Genomic DNA, 18,793 nt, shown 5'->3' with positions numbered 1-18,793 from the left:
AACCACCTTAACTGGCCAAACCGGCCTTTTTTCAATTCAGTCATCATACCAATGCATGGACCAATTTTCGCGTATTGGAGTCAATTTCTAAAATTTCATCCAAACTAGGATGTGAAATGGTTACATGCTCGTTCATCATTTGCTCCACAATTTCTTCAATCTGTAAAAATGGGATTTTATTCATCATGAACAACTGAACTGCAATTTCGTTAGCTGCATTCATTACGGTCGGCATGGAACCGCCAGTACGACCTGCTTCGTAAGCGAGTGCTAATGCTTTGAATCGCTCAAAATCCATTTTCTCAAAGTGTAGCGCTCCAATTTCCTCCAGCCGCAATGGCTTCGCATTCTGCATCGGCATACGGTCTGGGTAGGTCATGGCATATTGGATCGGCACGCGCATATCTGGTGAACCAAGTTGAGCGATGACGCTCGTATCTTCAAATTCGACCATAGAATGGATAATACTCTCTTTATGAAGCAAACAATCAATCTGGTCGTACGGTAAACTGAATAAATGATGGGCTTCAATAACTTCTAATCCTTTATTCATCATTGTTGCAGAGTCAATTGTGAGCTTATTCCCCATTGACCAGTTCGGATGAGCTAACGCTTGTTCAACTGTAACCTGTTTTAACTGATCACGTGACAAGTCCCGGAAACTTCCGCCTGAAGCCGTTAAAATAAGACGGGTGACTCTCTTTGGATTTTCACCATTGAGTGCTTGGAACAATGCGGAGTGTTCGCTATCGACGGGGAGAAGTGCTACGTTTCGCTTTTGAGCTTCAGCAATGACAATATCCCCTGCAGCAACTAATGTTTCCTTATTGGAAATCGCAATCGTTATCCCTTCTCTTATCGCATGCAATGTCGGTTCAAGTCCGACACTCCCGATGACAGCGTTGACGAGCATATCTGCCCCTGAATGTGCAGCGACGAGGATGAGTCCTTCTTTCCCATATACAAAACGAGTCGAAGGAAAATCAACAGCTAGCGTTTCGGCATCTTCCTTACGCATAACGGATACAAGAGATGGCTGGAACTTTAAAGTGATTTCTCTTACTTTTTCAATATTCTTGCCTGCTGAAAAAGATACAAGTTGAAAATGTTCAGGGTTCGACTGCACAATATCAAGTGTTTGTGTACCAATCGATCCAGTAGCACCTAAAAGACTGATCTTTTTTTTCATTGATTGAACAACTTCCTTTCCATTAACCGACGAATTGTAAAAAGTGAATGAGCGGTAGCACGAAAAGGAGACTATCAAAACGATCAAGAATACCTCCGTGACCAGGTAACAAATTTCCAGAGTCTTTCACATTAAAATGCCTTTTCAATGCTGATTCGACCAAGTCCCCTAATTGTCCAACAATAGAAGCGACGATTGTCACAATGATTAAAATTCCGAATGTCGATGCAATTGGGTAGAAGTACTGGATAATACATGCAAACAATACAGCAAAAATAATTCCTCCGACAAAACCTTCCACTGTCTTGTTTGGTGAAATATCTGGCCACAACTTTCGTTTACCCAGCTTCCTTCCGATAAAATAAGCACCAGAATCTGTCATCCATATAATTAAGAGCGCATAAAACACATATTCAAATCCAAAAAATCTCGTTTCAATTAAATAATAAAATCCAATACCGACATAAAGTGCACTAAAAGCTGAAAAGGCGGCATTTTCAAATGTAAAGCGATTTTTAGAAGTCACTGTATAAATGAGCATAATAAGTATAATTGCTGAGAGGATTTCCAATTTGCTCGTGTGGATGGCTTCTTGTACGTTGGCTGTCCATTCAGAAGGCATGAGCAACGTTGCAAGCAAAAGCCATGTGAGTAAGCCATGAATTGAAAAAATAGACATCTGATTCATTCGTAGTAATTCAAAAAGTCCGATTGAAGCGATTAGATAAATTGCAATTGTAAATGGCAATCCACCAATTAGTACGAGTGGAAAAAATATCGCTAGCGCAATCAATGCTGTAAGTATTCTCTGTTTCAACTGCCTTTGTCCCCTTCCACATTGCCAAAACGACGATTACGCATTTGGTATTCTTCAATTGCATTAAGCATACAAGCTTCATCAAAATCAGGCCATAGAACTTCTGTAAACGAAAATTCGGAGTAAGCGAGTTGCCAAAGCATAAAATTCGATAGTCGTACTTCTCCGCTTGTACGGATCAGTAGATCGGGTTCTGGTAAATGTGCCGTCATTAAGTGTGCATCAATGAGGGCATCGTCAATATCCTCAATTGCTATCTCATTTGCAATTGCAAGCCGAGCAATTTCTTTTACCGTCTCGACAATTTCAAGTCGACTCCCATAATTCATGGCGAAGTTTAAGATAAGTCCATCGTTTTGCGCTGTTTCATGCATAGCTCTACTAATGGCTTCCTTTGTGTGAACAGGCAATCCATCTGTATTGCCAATCATTTCGACTTTGACATTTTGTTCAATTAACTCGGGTAAATATGTAGTTAAGAATTCTCCAGGTAATTTCATCAAAAAGTCAATTTCCATCTTAGGGCGCTTCCAATTTTCAGTTGAAAATGCATAAAGTGTCAAGACGCTAATACCGATATCGTTTGCAATTCTCGTGATTTTACGGACAGTCTTCATCCCTTCATGATGACCTGCAAAACGAGGTAAGCTCCGCTGCTTCGCCCAGCGGCCATTTCCATCCATGATGATGGCGACGTGTGAAGGGATATCTCCATTTTTGACTTTAGTAAGCCGATCAGAAATCGAGCTATCCATTTCCAATGTTTTTTTTCTCAACAGTTTTTCTAACATTCAATTTCCTCCACTCGCCTGCTATTTGAGCAAGTATCTAGTCTATCGTATCAAATAAGCAAACAAATTTCATTTAAAAAATCCATCTATCGCATGGAAATTATTTAAGGCGTCCCTTCAACGTATGCCGCGTAGAAGCTGTTCATCAATAAAACTCTTCATAATCGTCAATTCATTCAAAAAAGACGCCCTTCTAGTAGGACGTCTTTGTGTATGGAAAGTTCACAATCAGATTTCTAAGATTTCTTTTTCTTTATCTTTAGCGACCTCATCAATTTTAACAATGTACGAATCCGTAAGTTTCTGAATATCCTCACCGCTACGACGTAATTCGTCCTCAGTGATTTCGCCGTTCTTCTCTAATTTTTTCAACTCGTCATTTGCATCCCGACGGATGTTACGAACTGCAATTTTGGAATCTTCGGCTTCTTTTTTCACTTCTTTTACAAGCTCTTTACGTCTTTCTTCTGTTAGTGCAGGGACTGCCAAACGGATGACTGAGCCGTCATTAGATGGAGTAATACCGATATCCGACTTCAGGATTGCCTTTTCAATATCACCTAATGTCGTTTTATCGTATGGTTGAATGACCATCAACCGCGCTTCAGGCACTGAGATACCAGCCATTTGGTTTAATGGTGTTGGTGCTCCATAATACAAAACTGAAATTCGATCTAGCAAAGATGCATTCGCACGACCTGCACGGATGGAAGCAAGTTGTCTCGTCAATGCAGATATCGCTTTTTCCATTTTTTCTTTTGTTTGATCTAATACTACTTTTGACATTTACCCATTCCTCCTCACAACCGTACCGATTGGTTCACCCAGTACAGCTTTTTTAATGTTACCGTTCTCCATAACCGAGAATACTACGAGCGGGATATCGTTGTCCATACATAGGGTCGATGCAGTAGAGTCCATCACTTCAAGCCCTTGACTAATGACTTCCAAATACGTAAGGTCTGTATACTTCACGGCATTCGTATCTTTTAATGGGTCCGCAGAATAGACACCATCTACATTGTTCTTAGCCATCAGGATGACGTCTGCTTCAATTTCTGCCGCTCGTAACGCAGCTGTCGTATCTGTTGAGAAATACGGATTACCCGTTCCTGCTGCAAAAATGACGACGCGTTTTTTCTCTAAATGACGGATTGCTTTGCGGCGAATATATGGTTCTGCGACTTGTCGCATGTCGATTGATGACGATACACGTGTTTCAACGCCTAATTTTTCAAGAGCATCTTGAAGTGCCAGTGAATTCATTACGGTAGCGAGCATACCCATATAATCAGCAGTTGTGCGGTCCATGCCCATTTCACTTCCGATTTTCCCTCGCCAAATATTTCCTCCACCAACTACGACTGCCACTTCAACATCAAGATCCACCACATCTTTTACTTGTGCTGCGACCGACTTGATGATTGCAGGTGATAATCCAAAGCCTTTGTCACCCGCTAGTGCTTCACCGCTAAGTTTCAAGACAATTCTTTTATATTTTGGGACGCTCATATGTACCCTCCGTCTACTAAGTTTTCTCGAAAAATAGGGAACACAGTGGTGTGTCCCCTAATTTTTTCATACTATCTACAACTGCAATCAGTTGCCCTTTACTTGACTCATTACTTCATCAGCAAAGTTATCTTCACGTTTTTCGATTCCTTCACCAACTGCATAGCGAACGAAGCCTTTTAACGTTCCGCCTGTTGATTTTACGAAGTCACGCACTTTTTGATCAGAATTCTTAACGAAAGCTTGGTCTAATAAGCAGATTTCTTCAAAGTATTTACCAAGGCGACCTTCAACCATTTTCGCAACGATATTTTCAGGCTTGCCTTCATTCAAAGCTTGCTCTGTAAGGATTTTGCGCTCATGCTCGACTTCTTCTTGAGAAACTTCGTCACGAGAGATGTATTTTGGATTCAAAGCAGCGATGTGCATCGCAACATCTTTCGCAGCCTCAGCATCTGTAGAACCTTCTAGAATTGTTAGCACCGCAATACGTCCACCCATGTGTAAGTATGGTCCAAATGCGTCATTATCAGTCTTTGTTTTCACTTCGAAACGACGAAGTGTGATTTTTTCACCGATTTTAGCAACTGCATTTGAGATGTGGTCAGCAACTGAAAGACCGTTGGACATTTTTGTCTCCATCGCTTCTTCTACGGAAGCCGGTTTTGTTGCAAGTAAATGCTCACCAAGTTCTTTAACAAGAATTTGGAATGCTTCGTTTTTCGCTACGAAATCCGTTTCAGCATTCACTTCAAGAATGATTGCTTCGTTTCCGCTTACTAGGATATCAGTTGTCCCTTCTGCAGCAATACGATCAGCTTTTTTCGCCGCACTTGACAAGCCTTTTTCACGAAGGAAGTCGATTGCCGCTTCCATATCACCATTCACTTCAGTAAGTGCTTTTTTGCAGTCCATCATACCCGCACCTGTTTTTTCACGCAATTCTTTAACCATTTGTGCTGTAATAGCCATTCGTAGTTCCTCCCATATTGTGTAATCAACTTTCATACTCTTTAAAAAAGACGATAAGGGGGTTGGCCACTTATCGTCTTTTCATTTATACTCGCTACTTACTCTGCAGTTACTGCTTCTGCTTGCTCTTCAGCAACTTCTTCGTCAGCACCTTGTCTTGATTCGATCAAAGCGTCAGCCATTTTGCTCGTCAAAAGACGTACTGCGCGGATTGCATCGTCATTCGCAGGAATGACATAATCGATTTCATCCGGATCACAGTTTGTATCAACAATACCAACAAGTGGAATGTTCAATTTAATTGCTTCAGCAACCGCGATGCGCTCTTTACGTGGGTCTACCACGAAAATAACATCTGGTAGTGATTTCATATCACGGATACCGCCAAGGAATTTCACAAGACGTTCGTGTTCTTTTCTAAGTTCAGATACTTCTTTTTTAGGAAGTACAGCAAATGTACCGTCCTCTTCCATCGTTTCGATCTTCTTCATGCGTGCAACACGCTTTTGGATCGTTCCGAAGTTTGTAAGTGTACCACCAAGCCAACGTTGGTTGATGTAATACATGCCAGCACGTTCAGCTTCTTCTTTAATAGCATCTTGTGCTTGCTTTTTAGTACCTACGAATAGCACTTTACCACCATCAGCACCCACTTGGCGCATGAAGTCGTAAGCTTCTTCTAATTTTTTCACCGTCTTTTGAAGATCGATGATGTAGATTCCGTTACGCTCTACAAAAATATACTTTTTCATTTTCGGGTTCCAACGACGTGTTTGGTGACCGAAATGTACACCTGCTTCAAGCAGTTGTTTCATTGAGATTACTGACATTTACTATTCCTCCTGTTTGGTTAAATTCCTCCGCATCCTTCATTCATCGAAATGACCTTTCGGCACCCTTTCCGACATCCACATGCGTGTGTAGTAACACCATTTGATAATATACCACATGGATAATCCTATTGCAACAATCTTTATCGGAATTTCAGTAGTAGCTCCACTTCAGTTTTACCTTTACCGAGCGTCTTAGCGATTTCTTCAATACTTTTTCCCTCATCATGCAGTGCAATTGCTTTCGTCCGCTCGTCCATTTCGCCAGGCTTTTTTTGTGTGGCTGCCTGTTCCTCTGGTATATTTTTGGAATATGATTGATAAGATTGAACTGCAAGTTTCATTGGGATTTTCGGTTGAGGAAAATGTAAATCTGCGTTCTCATTTTTATTCACTTCTTTTTTACTTGACGTCATCGAATTTGATGGCTCTGGACCGCTTGCGTGGTGCCGTTTTTCAATAATTGCTATCAAGCGTTCGTTCTCTTCCTTCAATTCAGCTAAATAAGCTGCGATTGAGTCATCCATCTCCGCCATAAGCTTTTGCTGTTTCTTTTCCAAATCATTGAACCTGGAAACTTTTGTATACAACAGTAATATTACATAAAAGCCAACCATCTGCATGATAAATAATAGTATTAGGAATATCGTTTGCATGTCCATTAACCTATAAAGTCTACGAATGATCCTTTATAAGGATGCTTCGTTTTCTTTTCCTCTTCTTTATGTCCTTGCCCTTGTTCATTTTGACCATTAGGATGCTGCTCTTTGTTCGCATCTTTGTTTACTTTGGCGTAGTTAGTTGCTTCAACGACCGTCTCACGCTGTTTGGCCAATTCCTTTTCGTTCGCCGCTTGTGCATGGGTTTGACTTACATAGGTCTGATTTTGTTTTTGCTCCTGAAGCTTCGCTGCTTCTACGGTTTTAGGAATGGCAATTTGAAGTTCGATGCCTTTTAAACTCACAGTATCCCTCCATCTACAATTTCCGGTAGAAGTAGTTTCCGTAATTTAAATAAAGCTTTTGAGTGAATTTGAGAAATTCTAGACGTTGACAAACCGAGAATTTCCCCGATTTCGGTTAACGTCATTTCATCTGTATAGAAAAGATTTAAAACGAGTTGCTCGTTGTCATTCAATTCCTGGATCTTCCCGGATAATTCTTCAATTAACTCGCCCATCATGACATGATGTTCAGGTGAACGCTCCGATTCATTTTTTAAGATGAAAGATTTTTGACCTTCTTCGTCGTCATCACTCATCCGCTCATCCATTGACAAGATATTGGAAAAGTATTGTTCATGGACAGTCTGATAAACGTCTTCTACAGAAATACCGAGGTGACGGGCAATTTCTTCAGGTGTAGCATGCCGTAACAAGCTTTGTTCTAATTTATGGATTTCTTCTTCAAGTTTTTTCGTTCTCTCCCTTGAAGATCGTGGTAACCAGTCCTCTTTACGAAGTCCATCGATTATCGATCCTCTTATCCTAAAAGAGGCGTATGTATCAAATTTCAAGTCCCTGCTCGGTTCAAATTTTGTTAAAGCATCGAATAGACCTTGTAAACCTAAACTCATAATATCATCTCTCGCTACATTGCGAGGAAGTCCTGAACTAATTCGTTGTACGTGATAGTTGACGAGCGGCATATATGTACGGACGAGCCAGTCACCCGCATCTGTATCCCGATTTTCCATCCAAAGTTTCCAACATGCTTCTTCTGTCAAATCCTGTTTGGACATTGATGCTTTCACCTCCATACCGTTTCAGTTTAAAAAACTTACTGTCGTTCATCTATTTATAATTATAGCAAATGGTTATTTAAAAAAGCGACTGAATCGATCAGCCGCTTTTCTAACAGTATCAAAGTCTTATAGACTTTTTCAGAGCGTGCAGACGGCAATTATTCGCATTACACTTCGCTCATTCGTTATCAACTTCATGATAAATTCTATAACTTTTTCAATATGTGTACGAGGATGATTAAATGTCCTTGGTCCCTGCATTGACGGTTCGAATACTTAATGTACTTGTAGATGGATCAAATTCAATCGTTCTCCCACTCGATCCCCCGGTATCTTCTGCTACAATCGGGATGGACAGACGATTGAGCTCACTTTTTACAGCTTCAATATTTCTTGGACCTATCCGAATTGTATCACTTGTCCCAAATTGAAACATTTGCGCTCCACCAGCAATTTTAGCCTTTAAAGATAAAGGCCTAACTCCTTCAGCTTTTAAACGCTCCATTAGCGCATAAATTCCTGTATCTGCAAATTTCGCCACATTCAGATTTTCTGCTTTTCCGAGAGTAGAGTCCGGTAGCATGACGTGTAATAGACCAGCAATTTTTTTTGTTTCGTCGTAAAGGACAACACCGACGCAAGAGCCTAAACCGGATGTTCTAATCGTATGTGGTGTTTTGGCAATATTCATGTCGGCAATGCCTACTCTTATAACGTTTTTTAACATGTTCATGTTATAGCACACCTAACGAGCGGAAAATCGTTACATACGATTCAGGATCAGGCAACAGGAAGAAATGACCATCTACTGTTGAAGTTTTTTCATCTGCGTCATCATTTATGCGTGTATCGATAACGATAACATCATCACTGTAATGCGATACTTCTATGAGCCCAAAACTGACAATTGCGCCGACCATATCAACACTTAAGGACGGTACCGTCGGGTGTATATGTAAACCCGTAAAATCTGAGAGAGCAGATAAATAGGAACCTGACAAAATATTACCCAATTCCTGCATAGCTGAAATCCCCATAGCCGGTATCGGATTCGCATGAAAATCAAACGTATCATCATGAATTAATTTGCGAATGAAGTGATTAGCGGAGTCCACTGGCAAGACGAAAAACATGCTACCTGATAGATCCCCTTGTATACGCAGAAAAATGCCCGCAACAATCTTTTCTGCACCACCCGCCAATTCAAACATCTCGTCAAAAGACACAAGTTTGACATCCGGGACGAGCATGTCAATTTTTCTACCTAACAATTGAGATAGAGCAGTTGCTGCATGCGCTGCACCAATGTTGCCAATTTCCTTTAGTACATCTAAATGCATATCCGAAATATGCTGATCAGAACTCATCTGTCGTCACTCGTTTCAACGGCTCTAACACTTTTTCAAGATTCAACATGACTAACAGTCGTTTTTCTAGTTTCGCGACGCCTGCAATGAATTCTGATTCAATCGCACCTACAACTTCTGGTTGTGGCTCGATTGCTGTAATCGGAATGTCAATCACATCATTTGCGTTGTCCACGATAATTCCCACTTCATAATCGTCCAACGATACGATGATAATACTGCTCGTCTCATCAAAAGGTTTTAGTGCTAAACCGAAACGCTCACGAAGATCCACAATCGGCGTCACGACTCCTCGCAAATTTATAACACCGTACACATATGAAGGAGTTCTTGGTACTTTTGTAATTGACAATACTTTTTCAATCGATTCAACACAGTTAATATCGATTGCATATTCTTTGTCCATTAGTTGAAAGGCAATCACTTTCGTTGCTTCTTCGGAATTTAAACTATTTACACTAGCCATCTGTATTCCTCCTCAATTACTTAATCAATGAATTGCAGTCGACAATTAACGCAACTTGTCCATTACCAAGTATAGTAGCTCCCGAAATGGCAAATACGCTCTGTAAATAGTTCCCTAATGATTTCAAGACAATTTCTTGTTGACCAATGAAAGAATCAACTAGAAGTCCCGCCAGTTTGTCACCTTTTCTAACAATGACGACTGATTGAAATTCGTCGATCGTCTGTGCATTTTCCATTTCAAAAATAGTTTTCAAATTGACAATTGGGACAATGTTCCCTCTAAAATCAATCACTTGCTGATTATGTGCTTGCAATATGTCGGATTTCTTAATAATCGCTGTTTCAATAATCGATGAAAGTGGGATTGCATAAATATCTTTTTCAAGATTCACAAGCATAACCGAAATAATGGACAACGTAAGTGGCAATTGTACTTGGAATAAAGAACCTTTGCCTTCTTTTGAATCAATTGAAATGTAACCACCAAGAGATTCAATCGTACTCTTTACGACATCCAATCCGACTCCTCGGCCGGATACATCCGTAATCTTCTCAGCGGTCGAGAAGCCTGAAGCCAAAATAAGTTCTGCGACTTGCTTATCAGTCATCGTCGGAACCATATCTTCAGTAATGATGCCCCTATCCAACGCTTTTTTGAGCACGCGCTCTTTATTAACCCCTGCTCCATCATCTTCAAGTTCAATGAATACATGGTTTCCTGAATGATACGCTCTTAACGTAACCGTACCTGTTTCTGGCTTTCCTTTTGCAACCCGTTCAGCTGGAGTTTCAATTCCGTGATCCAAGGCATTTCGGATTAGATGAACAAGTGGATCTCCGATTTCATCAATAACCGTTCGATCCAATTCAGTTTCTGCCCCAATGATGTCAAGGTTAATTTTCTTGTCCAAATCTCTTGCAAGTTGGCGAACCATTTTAGGGAATCGATTAAACACTGTTTCAACAGGGATCATCCGCATATTTAGAATAATGTTCTGTAAGTCGCCGGATACCCGCGTCATCCGTTCAACCGTTTCGTTCAAATCTGGATTATGTAATTCTGACGCAATCGATTGTAAACGACCACGATCGATAACAAGTTCTTCAAACAGATTCATTAAAACGTCTAATCGATCAATATTGACACGAATCGTCTTATTGGCATGTTGTCCATTCGTCGTCCGTTTGTTCTTATCAGCGGCTTTGTCGTTTTTATCATTTACTGCTTTTTCGGATGGAGAAGCTACTTTCGTTTCAACAACTTCTTCAGCGCGTTTATTTGCTAAGAGCGACTCATCTGTTAGCGATGATACTTGAACTCTGTCCACTTCAGATACTTTTAGTACTTTCGCTTCAATCGTATTCGCTTCTTCATTCGTTAAAAGAACGACCGTAAATTGTGAATCAAATTCTTCATTTTCAAGTAATTCGACACTTGGTTTTGTCTTAATGATTTCGCCTGACTTCTCTAGGATTTCAAAGACCATAAAGACACGAGCCGCTTTCAACAGACAATCTTCTCTCAAGCTTACCGACACTTCAAACGCATTAAATCCTTGCTCTTTCGATTGGCTAATAACTGTCATCTCATAATCATCATACGTCAGCATTACTTCAGAATGAGTAGGAGCAAGGGAGGCATGTTCTACAGTTGCAGCGGATTCCACTGATTGTAATGGAACGATGCCGTGTCCAGCTTCAATTTGATTTAATAATGAAACCAATTGTTGGACGTCTTTTTTCCCTGATCCGCCTGCTTCAATATCCATCACCATTTCTTCCAGTTCATCCACTGCTTTGAAGACTACATCTAAAAGTTCAGTCGTAACCCGGATTTTAGCATTTCGAATTGCATCAAGCACGTTCTCCATCTTATGTGTCAAGTCGGCAATATCTTCATATCCCATTGTCGCAGACATGCCTTTTAACGTATGAGCGGAACGAAAAACTTCATTCACAATTGCTAAGTCTTCCGGATTCTTTTCGAGTTTCAGTAAAAACTCGTTACAAGATTGGAGGTGCTCTTTACTTTCGTCTAAAAACATTTCAAGGTATTGATTTGTATCCATACTTATGACGCCTCCTTAGGAATGTAAACTATTCATGATTACGGTTGGAATTTCTTCCAAATCAACGACTTGGTCAGCGAGACCAGCATCTCGGATCGCTTTCGGCATACCATATACGATTGAAGTGCGTTCTGATTCCGCGATGGCAATTGTGTTGCATGAGGCTTTTAATGTTTGTAAGCCTTCTTTACCATCGTGCCCCATTCCTGTCATGATGACCGAAATAAATTGTATAGCTGGGAAATTTGAAGCTGACTCCAACAATACGTCAACAGCTGGACGATGACCTTTGCGAGGGGGTTCTATTTCATCTAGCCGCACATTATACCCATTCGAACTAGCATCGATTGTCAAATGTTTTCCCCCAGGTGCGATATAGGCAGTACCATTAACAAATGGTTCCCCGTCTTCTGCTTCCTTTACATGAATCTCACTTAGGCCATCTAGTCTTTGTGCAAGAGATTTAGTAAAGCCTGGAGGCATATGTTGGACGACGAGAATAGGCGCAGGGATCGATTTAGGTAGTTCTGTTAGCACAGCTTGTAGCGCTCGTGGTCCCCCTGTCGATGTACCTATTATAACAAATGAAGTGAGTTGTTTGGACATTTTTTTTCCGCTATCGTAAAAGGGTTGAAAGTCTTGTTTCATCAATTGCTTTCGTTGCTGACGCACATTCATATTGAATTGAGGTGAAGAATTTTTTTGGACCTCTCGTTTCTTTGTTAACGTGGCAACTTTAATGGTTGAAGCTTGTACAACCTTTTGGACGATTTCCGCTTCTACATCAGAAAGATTCAACGAAATTGGACCACCTGGTTTTGCAACAAAATCGACGGCACCATACTCCATCGCAAGCATCGTGTTTTTGGCTCCGATTTCGGTCGTACTTGATAACATGACAATCGGTGTAGGGGTTGTTTTCATAATTTGTTGCAATGCTTCTAATCCATCCATTACTGGCATTTCTATATCCATCGTAATAACGTCTGGACAGAGCTGTTCAACTTTTGCAAGGGCATCTTGACCATTTCGAGCAGTCGCAACGACAGTAAGAGATGGATGGTTGGAAAGCATATCCGAAATAAGCTTTCGCATAAATGCAGAATCATCGACGACTAGCACTTTTTTACGTTGTATGTCTGGCGACAAGTCAATCACGCCCTTTCAAAAATATCCCCTTAAGTTTTTGTATGAATTTCGTCTTTTCGATTGGTTCCAATTGATTATCCGTAACATACATATCTGCGATTGCCAACAGTCGTTTGGATATTAACGCATTTGGATATTCGAGTATGAACGGCTTTTGGGCAATGACCGATTTATGAACAACAGCGTCTTCAGGTAGAAAACCTAGCAGTGTTGTTTCTTTTGCTAGAAACTTTTTCATGGCATACTGTAATCTTGTAGCGGATTCATTGCCATCCTGACCTTTTGAAACACGATTTGTCACAATGCTAAATTTCTTGTCAGCGTCTTGTAAACAGATGAATTTCATCATCGAATAAGCATCTGTAATAGATGTAGGTTCCGTCGTGGAGATGACAATGACCTCATCGACCGCAACAATCAAATCGATAGAGCGCTGTGTTGCGCCTGCACCCATATCAAACAGAATCACATCATAATCCTGTTGAAGACGTTCAAACGCTAAAAGCAAGCGCTCAAACATTGGCTCAGTCCAATCTAGAATTGTATCAAGTCCAGACCCGCCAGATATGAATGCCAATCCATGCGTGTCACGATTCAATACGGCATCCAACGATTGCTCCCCTAACAAATAATCTTTTAAACTATATTGAGGCGTCACTCCTAATAAAATATGGATATTGCCCATCCCTAAATCCATATCCACTACAATGACTTTCTTCCCTCTCAATTGTAAGGAATAGGCGAAATTTGTGGAGAAGTTGGACTTACCGACTCCTCCTTTTCCACTGACGATAGCAATGGACTTTGCAAGTCGACCTTGACCTTTCAACATTTTTAGCCTAAGTTCTTCTGCTTGGTCACGCATCGTTAACACCTGCCAGTAGTCGGTCAATTAACACTTTTACAGTTGCTTCTGTTAGATCTTCCGGTACTTCTTGTCCATCTGTGAAATAGGCGGCTCCAATTTGGAATTGTTTCATCAAGTTAAACATGGGCCCGATGGAACTTGTTTCATCCACTTTTGTAAAGATGAATTTTTCAATTGGAAAGGAAGTAAATTTCTCAACGACGGCCTTCATATCATCTTCTTTCGCTGTCACAGATAATACAAGAAACGTTTCCATATCGAGCGAGAAGTCAATTAACTGTTTAACATCTTCTACATACTTTGTTTCTTTATAGTTCCTGCCCGCTGTATCGATGAAAACAAGATCTACGTCTTTCAACTTATCAATAGCCACCTTGAAATCTTCACGATTATACGCGATTTCGACTGGGGCTTGAAGTAGATTTGCATAGGTACGTAGTTGTTCGATTGCCGCAATTCTGTATGTATCTGTTGTAATGAATCCGACCTTCTTTTTGTTTTCCAACAATGCTCTTGCTGCAATTTTTGCGATTGTTGTCGTTTTGCCGACACCGGTTGGACCTAATACGTTAATATATTTTTTGGTCGTATCAATTCCACCAAACGGTAAGTCGGCAAACAACTCTGTTAACACTGCTGCTGCTTGTTGTTTTTGTTCAACCGTCGTTAAATCCTTTTTGTCTTCTTTCATCGTTGTAAATAGTAGATTTCCAATGTGATAGATTGTTTCTTTTGATAATCCTTGGGCCTCCAATGTCGTTAACAATGGGGAAAGACTATCCGGAAAGTTCGCAAAAGAAGTAGCCTGTTTCATTTCTTGCAACAATTTTTTCATGTCATGCATTTCTTTTTTTAGATCGGATTCGATAGGACTAATTTGTGCTGCTTCCTTTTCAAACAAAGTCGTTTTTTGAATTTTCGATTGTGGAGGTTCATCAAAACCTGCTACAACTTCGACCATTTTTCGCTTGAACAATCCAAGGAAACCCGTAGTTTTCACTACATTTGAACTTAGAATGACAGCATCATCTCCGAAGTCAGAGCGAACTTTCTTCATCGCTTCTACCATCGTATCAGCTGTATATTTTTTCATCTTCATCAACTATCCACCACCCCGACACTTTGTACTTCAATTGAAGCTTCAAGTTCATTGTAAGATAACACAGGGATTTGAGGGAAATACCGTTCTGTTATTTGCCGTAAGTACATACGTATTGCTGGAGAACATAAGAGTATTGGAGACTGATCCAACAAAGCGACTCTCTCGACTTCTTTTGCAATCGATTCTAAAATTGCTTGTGAATCATTAGGATCAATGGATAAATAGCTCCCTTGTTCCGTTTGTTGGATATGATCAGCAATCAGTTTTTCCACTCTTCCTGAAACCGTTAGTACTTTTAAAGAATCTACACTTGAAGAATACTGTGCCGTGATTTGTCTTGCTAGCGATTGACGTACATATTCCGTGAGCAAATCGATATCGGACGAGTATTTTGAGTAGTCTGCGAGTGTTTCAAAAATGACAGGCAAGTTTCTGATTGATACATTTTCACTAAGCAACTTCGCAAGAACTTTCTGAATCTCACCAATCGATAATGGTGTCGGAGTTAATTCGTCGACTAATATTGGATACGTTTCTCGAACATGATCGACGAGTTGTTTTGTTTCCTGACGACCAATTAAGTCAGATGCATTGGCACGAATTACTTCTGTTAGATGAGTAGAAACGACACTCGGCGGGTCTACAACTGTATACCCCATAATTTCCGCATCTTCTTTCACGTCTTCTGTAATCCATTTTGCCGGAAGACCAAATGACGGTTCTACCGTATCAATGCCTATAATTGAATCTTCTCCTCCAGGACTCATGGCAAGGTAATGATCAAGCAACAGCTCACCACGTGCGAGTTCACTTCCTTTAATTTTGATTCGGTACTCGTTTGGCTGAAGTTGGATATTATCGCGTATACGAACGACTGGAATGACAAGACCTAATTCTAACGCCAGTTGTCTACGAATCATGACGACTCGATCCAGCAGATCCCTCCTTGCTGTGCATCTACAAGTGGAATAAGGCCATAGCCAAATTCAAATTCAATAGGGTCTACATTGAGCAAGTTCACGACATTTTCGGGACTCTTCATCCCTTCTGTTTCAACCTCTTCCTCCATTTCCATTAGTTCATGAGGATCTTCTTCCGATTTACGACTCATGATGTATGCACCTGTAGCAAGAGCAATCGCTACAGGTACTGTTAGGATGTCATTAATCGGTGTGAATAAGCCTAATAGAAATACAGTAGCTGCAGCGACATATAACAGTTTCGGTTGACCTAATAGTTGCTTTGTAATATCTGTTCCAAGATTTCCTTCAGATGCTGCACGTGTGACAACGATTCCAGTGGCTGTCGAAATGAGCAGTGCAGGGATTTGAGAAACAATCCCATCACCGACTGTCAACATTGAGAACTTTGTTGCAGCTTCAGCAAAAGGTAAATCCATTTGAACAACACCGATGATCATTCCTACAAGTAGATTAATCATTACAATGATTATACCGGCAATTGCATCCCCTTTGACAAATTTTGTCGCCCCATCCATTGCACCATAAAAATCCGCTTCATTACTCACTTTTTCTCGTCGAACTCGTGCTTCCGTTTCAGAAATCATACCAGCGTTCAAATCTGCGTCAATACTCATTTGCTTTCCGGGCATTGCGTCAAGTGTAAAGCGGGCTGCTACTTCGGAAACACGTTCAGACCCTTTTGTGATGACAATGAACTGGATAATGATAAGGATGACGAATACAACAAGACCGACGACAATGTTCCCACCTGTTACAAACGTACCAAACGTCTCAACAACTCCCCCAGCATCCCCTTTGGAAAGAATTGCACGCGTCGTGGAAACATTCAATCCAAGTCTGAACAACGTAAGAAGCAGTAGCAATGATGGAAAAATCGAAAATTGCAGTGCTTCTTGCATATTCATGGACGTTAACAATACCATCAAAGCCAGTGTAATGTTAATAATGATCAAAAAGCTTAACAACCATGGCGGTAATGGGATGACGAGCATCGCGACAATCATGATGACAGATGCTAGTACACCTATATCCCTAAATTGCATGTCATCCCTTCTTTCTCATTTATTCTTAAATCTTTTTTTGAATTCGATAAACATACGCTAAAATTTCAGCGACGGTTTTAAAGAATTGGTCAGGAATCCTGTCCCCGATTTCAACCTCATCATATAACGCACGAGCTAGTGGTCTATTCTCCACCATGACAATGTCGTGTTCTTTGGCAATCAACTTAATCTTTTGAGCGACAAAGTCTGCACCTTTTGCCAGAACAATCGGCGCATCCATTTTTTCATCGTCATATTTCAAGGCGATTGCAAAATGGGTTGGATTTGTAATGACTACATCCGCTTGGGGCACTTCTTGCATCATCCGCCTCATTGCCATTTCCCGTTGACGTTGTTTAATACGGGATTTAATGATTGGATCCCCTTCAGTGTTTTTATATTCATCCTTAATATCCTGTTTGGACATCCGCAGGTTTTTTTCATAATCATATTTCTGATAAAAATAATCCAAAATTGATATACATAAAAGTACAAGAGATGCGATGATCCCCATGATAGCGACCAATTGTCCAACGATTACGAGCGTATCATGTGGTGTTTTAAAAGCTAACCCGAGTACTTTTTCGATATTCATAACAAGAATAATGGTTGTCACGGAACCGATGAAAGAGATTTTCAATAAAGATTTCATCAATTCCACTAAAGCACGAACTGAAAAGATTCTTTTTAATCCTTTAATCGGATCGATTTTCTTCAAGTCAAATTTCAATGGTTCAGTCGTAAAGAGCAGACCGAATTGAAATAGATTGCCGGCTATTCCGGCAATAACCGCTATCACCATGATTGGAAGCAAGATGAAAGCCATTTCAGCTACCATCGTTCGATACATCTCCATTGTTGTATGTATATCCAATACATCTTTTGAGAAGTATTCGGTGAACGAGTGGGTAAAGAAAACAAAAAAGCGATCTTTCATAAAGCCAGAAGCAAAATAAAGAAATAGAAACACCGCAAGCATGACAATGGCACTTGTAACATCTTGACTTTTTAACACTTGTCCTTTTTTCCGTGAATCAAGTCTTTTTTTCGGGGTGGCTTTTTCAGTTTTTTCGCCTGCAAAAAACTGTAAGTCCAACGTTAACCTCATATTTAGCCACCCCCTAAGATGATCATCAAATCTCTCATTGCTGCTAGCATGATCTCAAAAAGTTTCTGCATCATCGCAATCATGACCGTAAACGTCGTCACGAGGACGAGGAAGCTAACGCCGATTTTTATCGGAAAACCAACAACAAATATATTTAATTGTGGTACAGTCCTAGCTGTAATACCGAGTGCTAAATCGACAAGAAATAATGTCGCAACAATTGGAATCGACATTTGAAAAGCGATCGCAAAAGTTGTCATAAATGTTTTTGCTATGAATTCGACCAATCGCTCTTCTCCAAAAGATGGCCATAGTACATCGATTGGTACAAAACGATAGCTATAGAAAATACCATCTAACAACATGTGATGAGCATTTAAGGTTAATAACAACAATAAAGCGAGAACATTAAAAAATTGACCTAATAGTGGTGATTGTGCACCTGTTTGTGGATCAATCACATTGGCAATGGCAAAACCCATTTGAAAATCGATAAAGCCACCTGCAATCTGAATTGCTGACATGACAATATAAGCAATAAGACCAATAAACAAACCGACAGTTGCTTCTTTTAACACCAAAAGTATGTATGTACCATCTACTCAAGGGTTGGTGCTTCAATCGTGTAGACCATCACCCATGCTAGTAATGCAGCAAAAATGACTCTTTGAGTAGTCGGGATTGTGCGATATGAAAAGAACGGAACAGTGACAATAAATGCCGTCACTCTCGTCAACACAAGTAAATAGACGGCCATCGATGGGATTAATGCTTCCATTCAT

The 18,793-nt window shown here is 40.4% G+C and carries 18 protein-coding genes and 2 pseudogenes; all 20 read right to left on the bottom strand.

What is annotated here, in order from left to right:
* Nucleotides 1-43: 43 nt before the first annotated feature.
* Entirely contained in the window at nucleotides 44-1,189 is a 1,146-nt protein-coding gene (locus ACVHUV_RS11525) for a 1-deoxy-D-xylulose-5-phosphate reductoisomerase (RefSeq protein WP_462084677.1), read from the bottom strand.
* A 22-nt stretch (nucleotides 1,190-1,211) separates the two neighbouring features.
* Nucleotides 1,212-2,006: a phosphatidate cytidylyltransferase gene (locus ACVHUV_RS11520; protein ID WP_317941631.1), complete on the bottom strand. Its 795-nt coding sequence runs from the start codon at nucleotides 2,004-2,006 to the stop codon at nucleotides 1,212-1,214.
* A complete protein-coding gene (gene uppS, locus ACVHUV_RS11515; RefSeq protein ID WP_317941632.1) occupies nucleotides 2,003-2,797 on the bottom strand; it encodes an undecaprenyl pyrophosphate synthase in 795 nt (264 codons plus the stop codon). The genes ACVHUV_RS11520 and uppS overlap by 4 nt, the downstream gene beginning before the upstream one ends.
* Nucleotides 2,798-3,025: 228 nt before the next feature.
* A complete protein-coding gene (frr, locus tag ACVHUV_RS11510) occupies nucleotides 3,026-3,583 on the bottom strand; it encodes a ribosome recycling factor (RefSeq protein ID WP_317941633.1) in 558 nt (185 codons plus the stop codon).
* Nucleotides 3,584-4,309 (bottom strand): UMP kinase, encoded by a 726-nt coding sequence (pyrH, locus tag ACVHUV_RS11505; RefSeq protein ID WP_317941634.1) that lies wholly within the window; start codon nucleotides 4,307-4,309, stop codon nucleotides 3,584-3,586.
* 87 nt (nucleotides 4,310-4,396) lie between these two features.
* Nucleotides 4,397-5,281, bottom strand: coding sequence for a translation elongation factor Ts (tsf, locus tag ACVHUV_RS11500; protein ID WP_317941635.1), 885 nt, complete (start codon nucleotides 5,279-5,281; stop codon nucleotides 4,397-4,399).
* Nucleotides 5,282-5,379: 98 nt separating this feature from the next.
* Entirely contained in the window at nucleotides 5,380-6,111 is a 732-nt protein-coding gene (rpsB, locus tag ACVHUV_RS11495) for a 30S ribosomal protein S2 (protein WP_371389918.1), read from the bottom strand.
* A gap of 143 nt (nucleotides 6,112-6,254) precedes the next feature.
* Nucleotides 6,255-6,767: a hypothetical protein gene (locus tag ACVHUV_RS11490; protein ID WP_462084676.1), complete on the bottom strand. Its 513-nt coding sequence runs from the start codon at nucleotides 6,765-6,767 to the stop codon at nucleotides 6,255-6,257.
* A 5-nt stretch (nucleotides 6,768-6,772) separates the two neighbouring features.
* Nucleotides 6,773-7,075 carry an RNA polymerase subunit sigma gene (locus ACVHUV_RS11485; RefSeq protein ID WP_462084675.1) on the bottom strand — a complete coding sequence of 101 codons (303 nt, stop codon included), beginning with the start codon at nucleotides 7,073-7,075 and terminating at the stop codon, nucleotides 6,773-6,775.
* On the bottom strand, nucleotides 7,072-7,851 hold the full coding sequence (gene sigD, locus ACVHUV_RS11480; RefSeq protein WP_317941639.1) for an RNA polymerase sigma-28 factor SigD: 780 nt from the start codon (nucleotides 7,849-7,851) through the stop codon (nucleotides 7,072-7,074). The genes ACVHUV_RS11485 and sigD overlap by 4 nt, the downstream gene beginning before the upstream one ends.
* Nucleotides 7,852-8,092: 241 nt before the next feature.
* Nucleotides 8,093-8,587: a chemotaxis protein CheD gene (locus ACVHUV_RS11475; protein ID WP_371389914.1), complete on the bottom strand. Its 495-nt coding sequence runs from the start codon at nucleotides 8,585-8,587 to the stop codon at nucleotides 8,093-8,095.
* Nucleotide 8,588: 1 nt separating this feature from the next.
* A complete protein-coding gene (locus ACVHUV_RS11470; protein ID WP_462084674.1) occupies nucleotides 8,589-9,221 on the bottom strand; it encodes a chemotaxis protein CheC in 633 nt (210 codons plus the stop codon).
* The gene (locus tag ACVHUV_RS11465; RefSeq protein ID WP_317941641.1) at nucleotides 9,211-9,687 is read right to left on the bottom strand and encodes a chemotaxis protein CheW; all 477 of its coding nucleotides are present in this window, start codon (nucleotides 9,685-9,687) and stop codon (nucleotides 9,211-9,213) included. Before ACVHUV_RS11465 ends, ACVHUV_RS11470 begins: the two co-directional genes overlap by 11 nt.
* 16 nt (nucleotides 9,688-9,703) lie before the next feature.
* The gene (locus tag ACVHUV_RS11460) at nucleotides 9,704-11,758 is read right to left on the bottom strand and encodes a chemotaxis protein CheA (RefSeq protein ID WP_462084673.1); all 2,055 of its coding nucleotides are present in this window, start codon (nucleotides 11,756-11,758) and stop codon (nucleotides 9,704-9,706) included.
* Nucleotides 11,759-11,773: 15 nt separating this feature from the next.
* Nucleotides 11,774-12,907, bottom strand: coding sequence for a protein-glutamate methylesterase/protein-glutamine glutaminase (locus ACVHUV_RS11455; protein ID WP_462084672.1), 1,134 nt, complete (start codon nucleotides 12,905-12,907; stop codon nucleotides 11,774-11,776).
* 1 nt (nucleotide 12,908) lies between these two features.
* A complete protein-coding gene (locus ACVHUV_RS11450; RefSeq protein WP_462084671.1) occupies nucleotides 12,909-13,772 on the bottom strand; it encodes a MinD/ParA family protein in 864 nt (287 codons plus the stop codon).
* Nucleotides 13,765-14,874: a flagellar biosynthesis GTPase FlhF gene (gene flhF / locus ACVHUV_RS11445; RefSeq protein ID WP_462084670.1), complete on the bottom strand. Its 1,110-nt coding sequence runs from the start codon at nucleotides 14,872-14,874 to the stop codon at nucleotides 13,765-13,767. The genes ACVHUV_RS11450 and flhF overlap by 8 nt, the downstream gene beginning before the upstream one ends.
* Nucleotides 14,874-16,903: pseudogene (gene flhA, locus ACVHUV_RS11440) on the bottom strand (flagellar biosynthesis protein FlhA). Before flhA ends, flhF begins: the two are co-directional and overlap by 1 nt.
* Before the next feature lie 25 nt (nucleotides 16,904-16,928).
* Nucleotides 16,929-18,011 (bottom strand): flagellar biosynthesis protein FlhB, encoded by a 1,083-nt coding sequence (flhB, locus tag ACVHUV_RS11435; protein ID WP_462084669.1) that lies wholly within the window; start codon nucleotides 18,009-18,011, stop codon nucleotides 16,929-16,931.
* 2 nt (nucleotides 18,012-18,013) lie between these two features.
* Nucleotides 18,014-18,789, bottom strand: a pseudogene (fliR, locus tag ACVHUV_RS11430) (flagellar biosynthetic protein FliR).
* Between the last annotated feature and the right edge of the window lie 4 nt (nucleotides 18,790-18,793).

Source organism: Sporosarcina saromensis (genome assembly GCF_054901285.1).
Note: the sequence above shows the minus strand (reverse complement) of the source record. Positions and strands in the feature narration are given on the sequence as shown.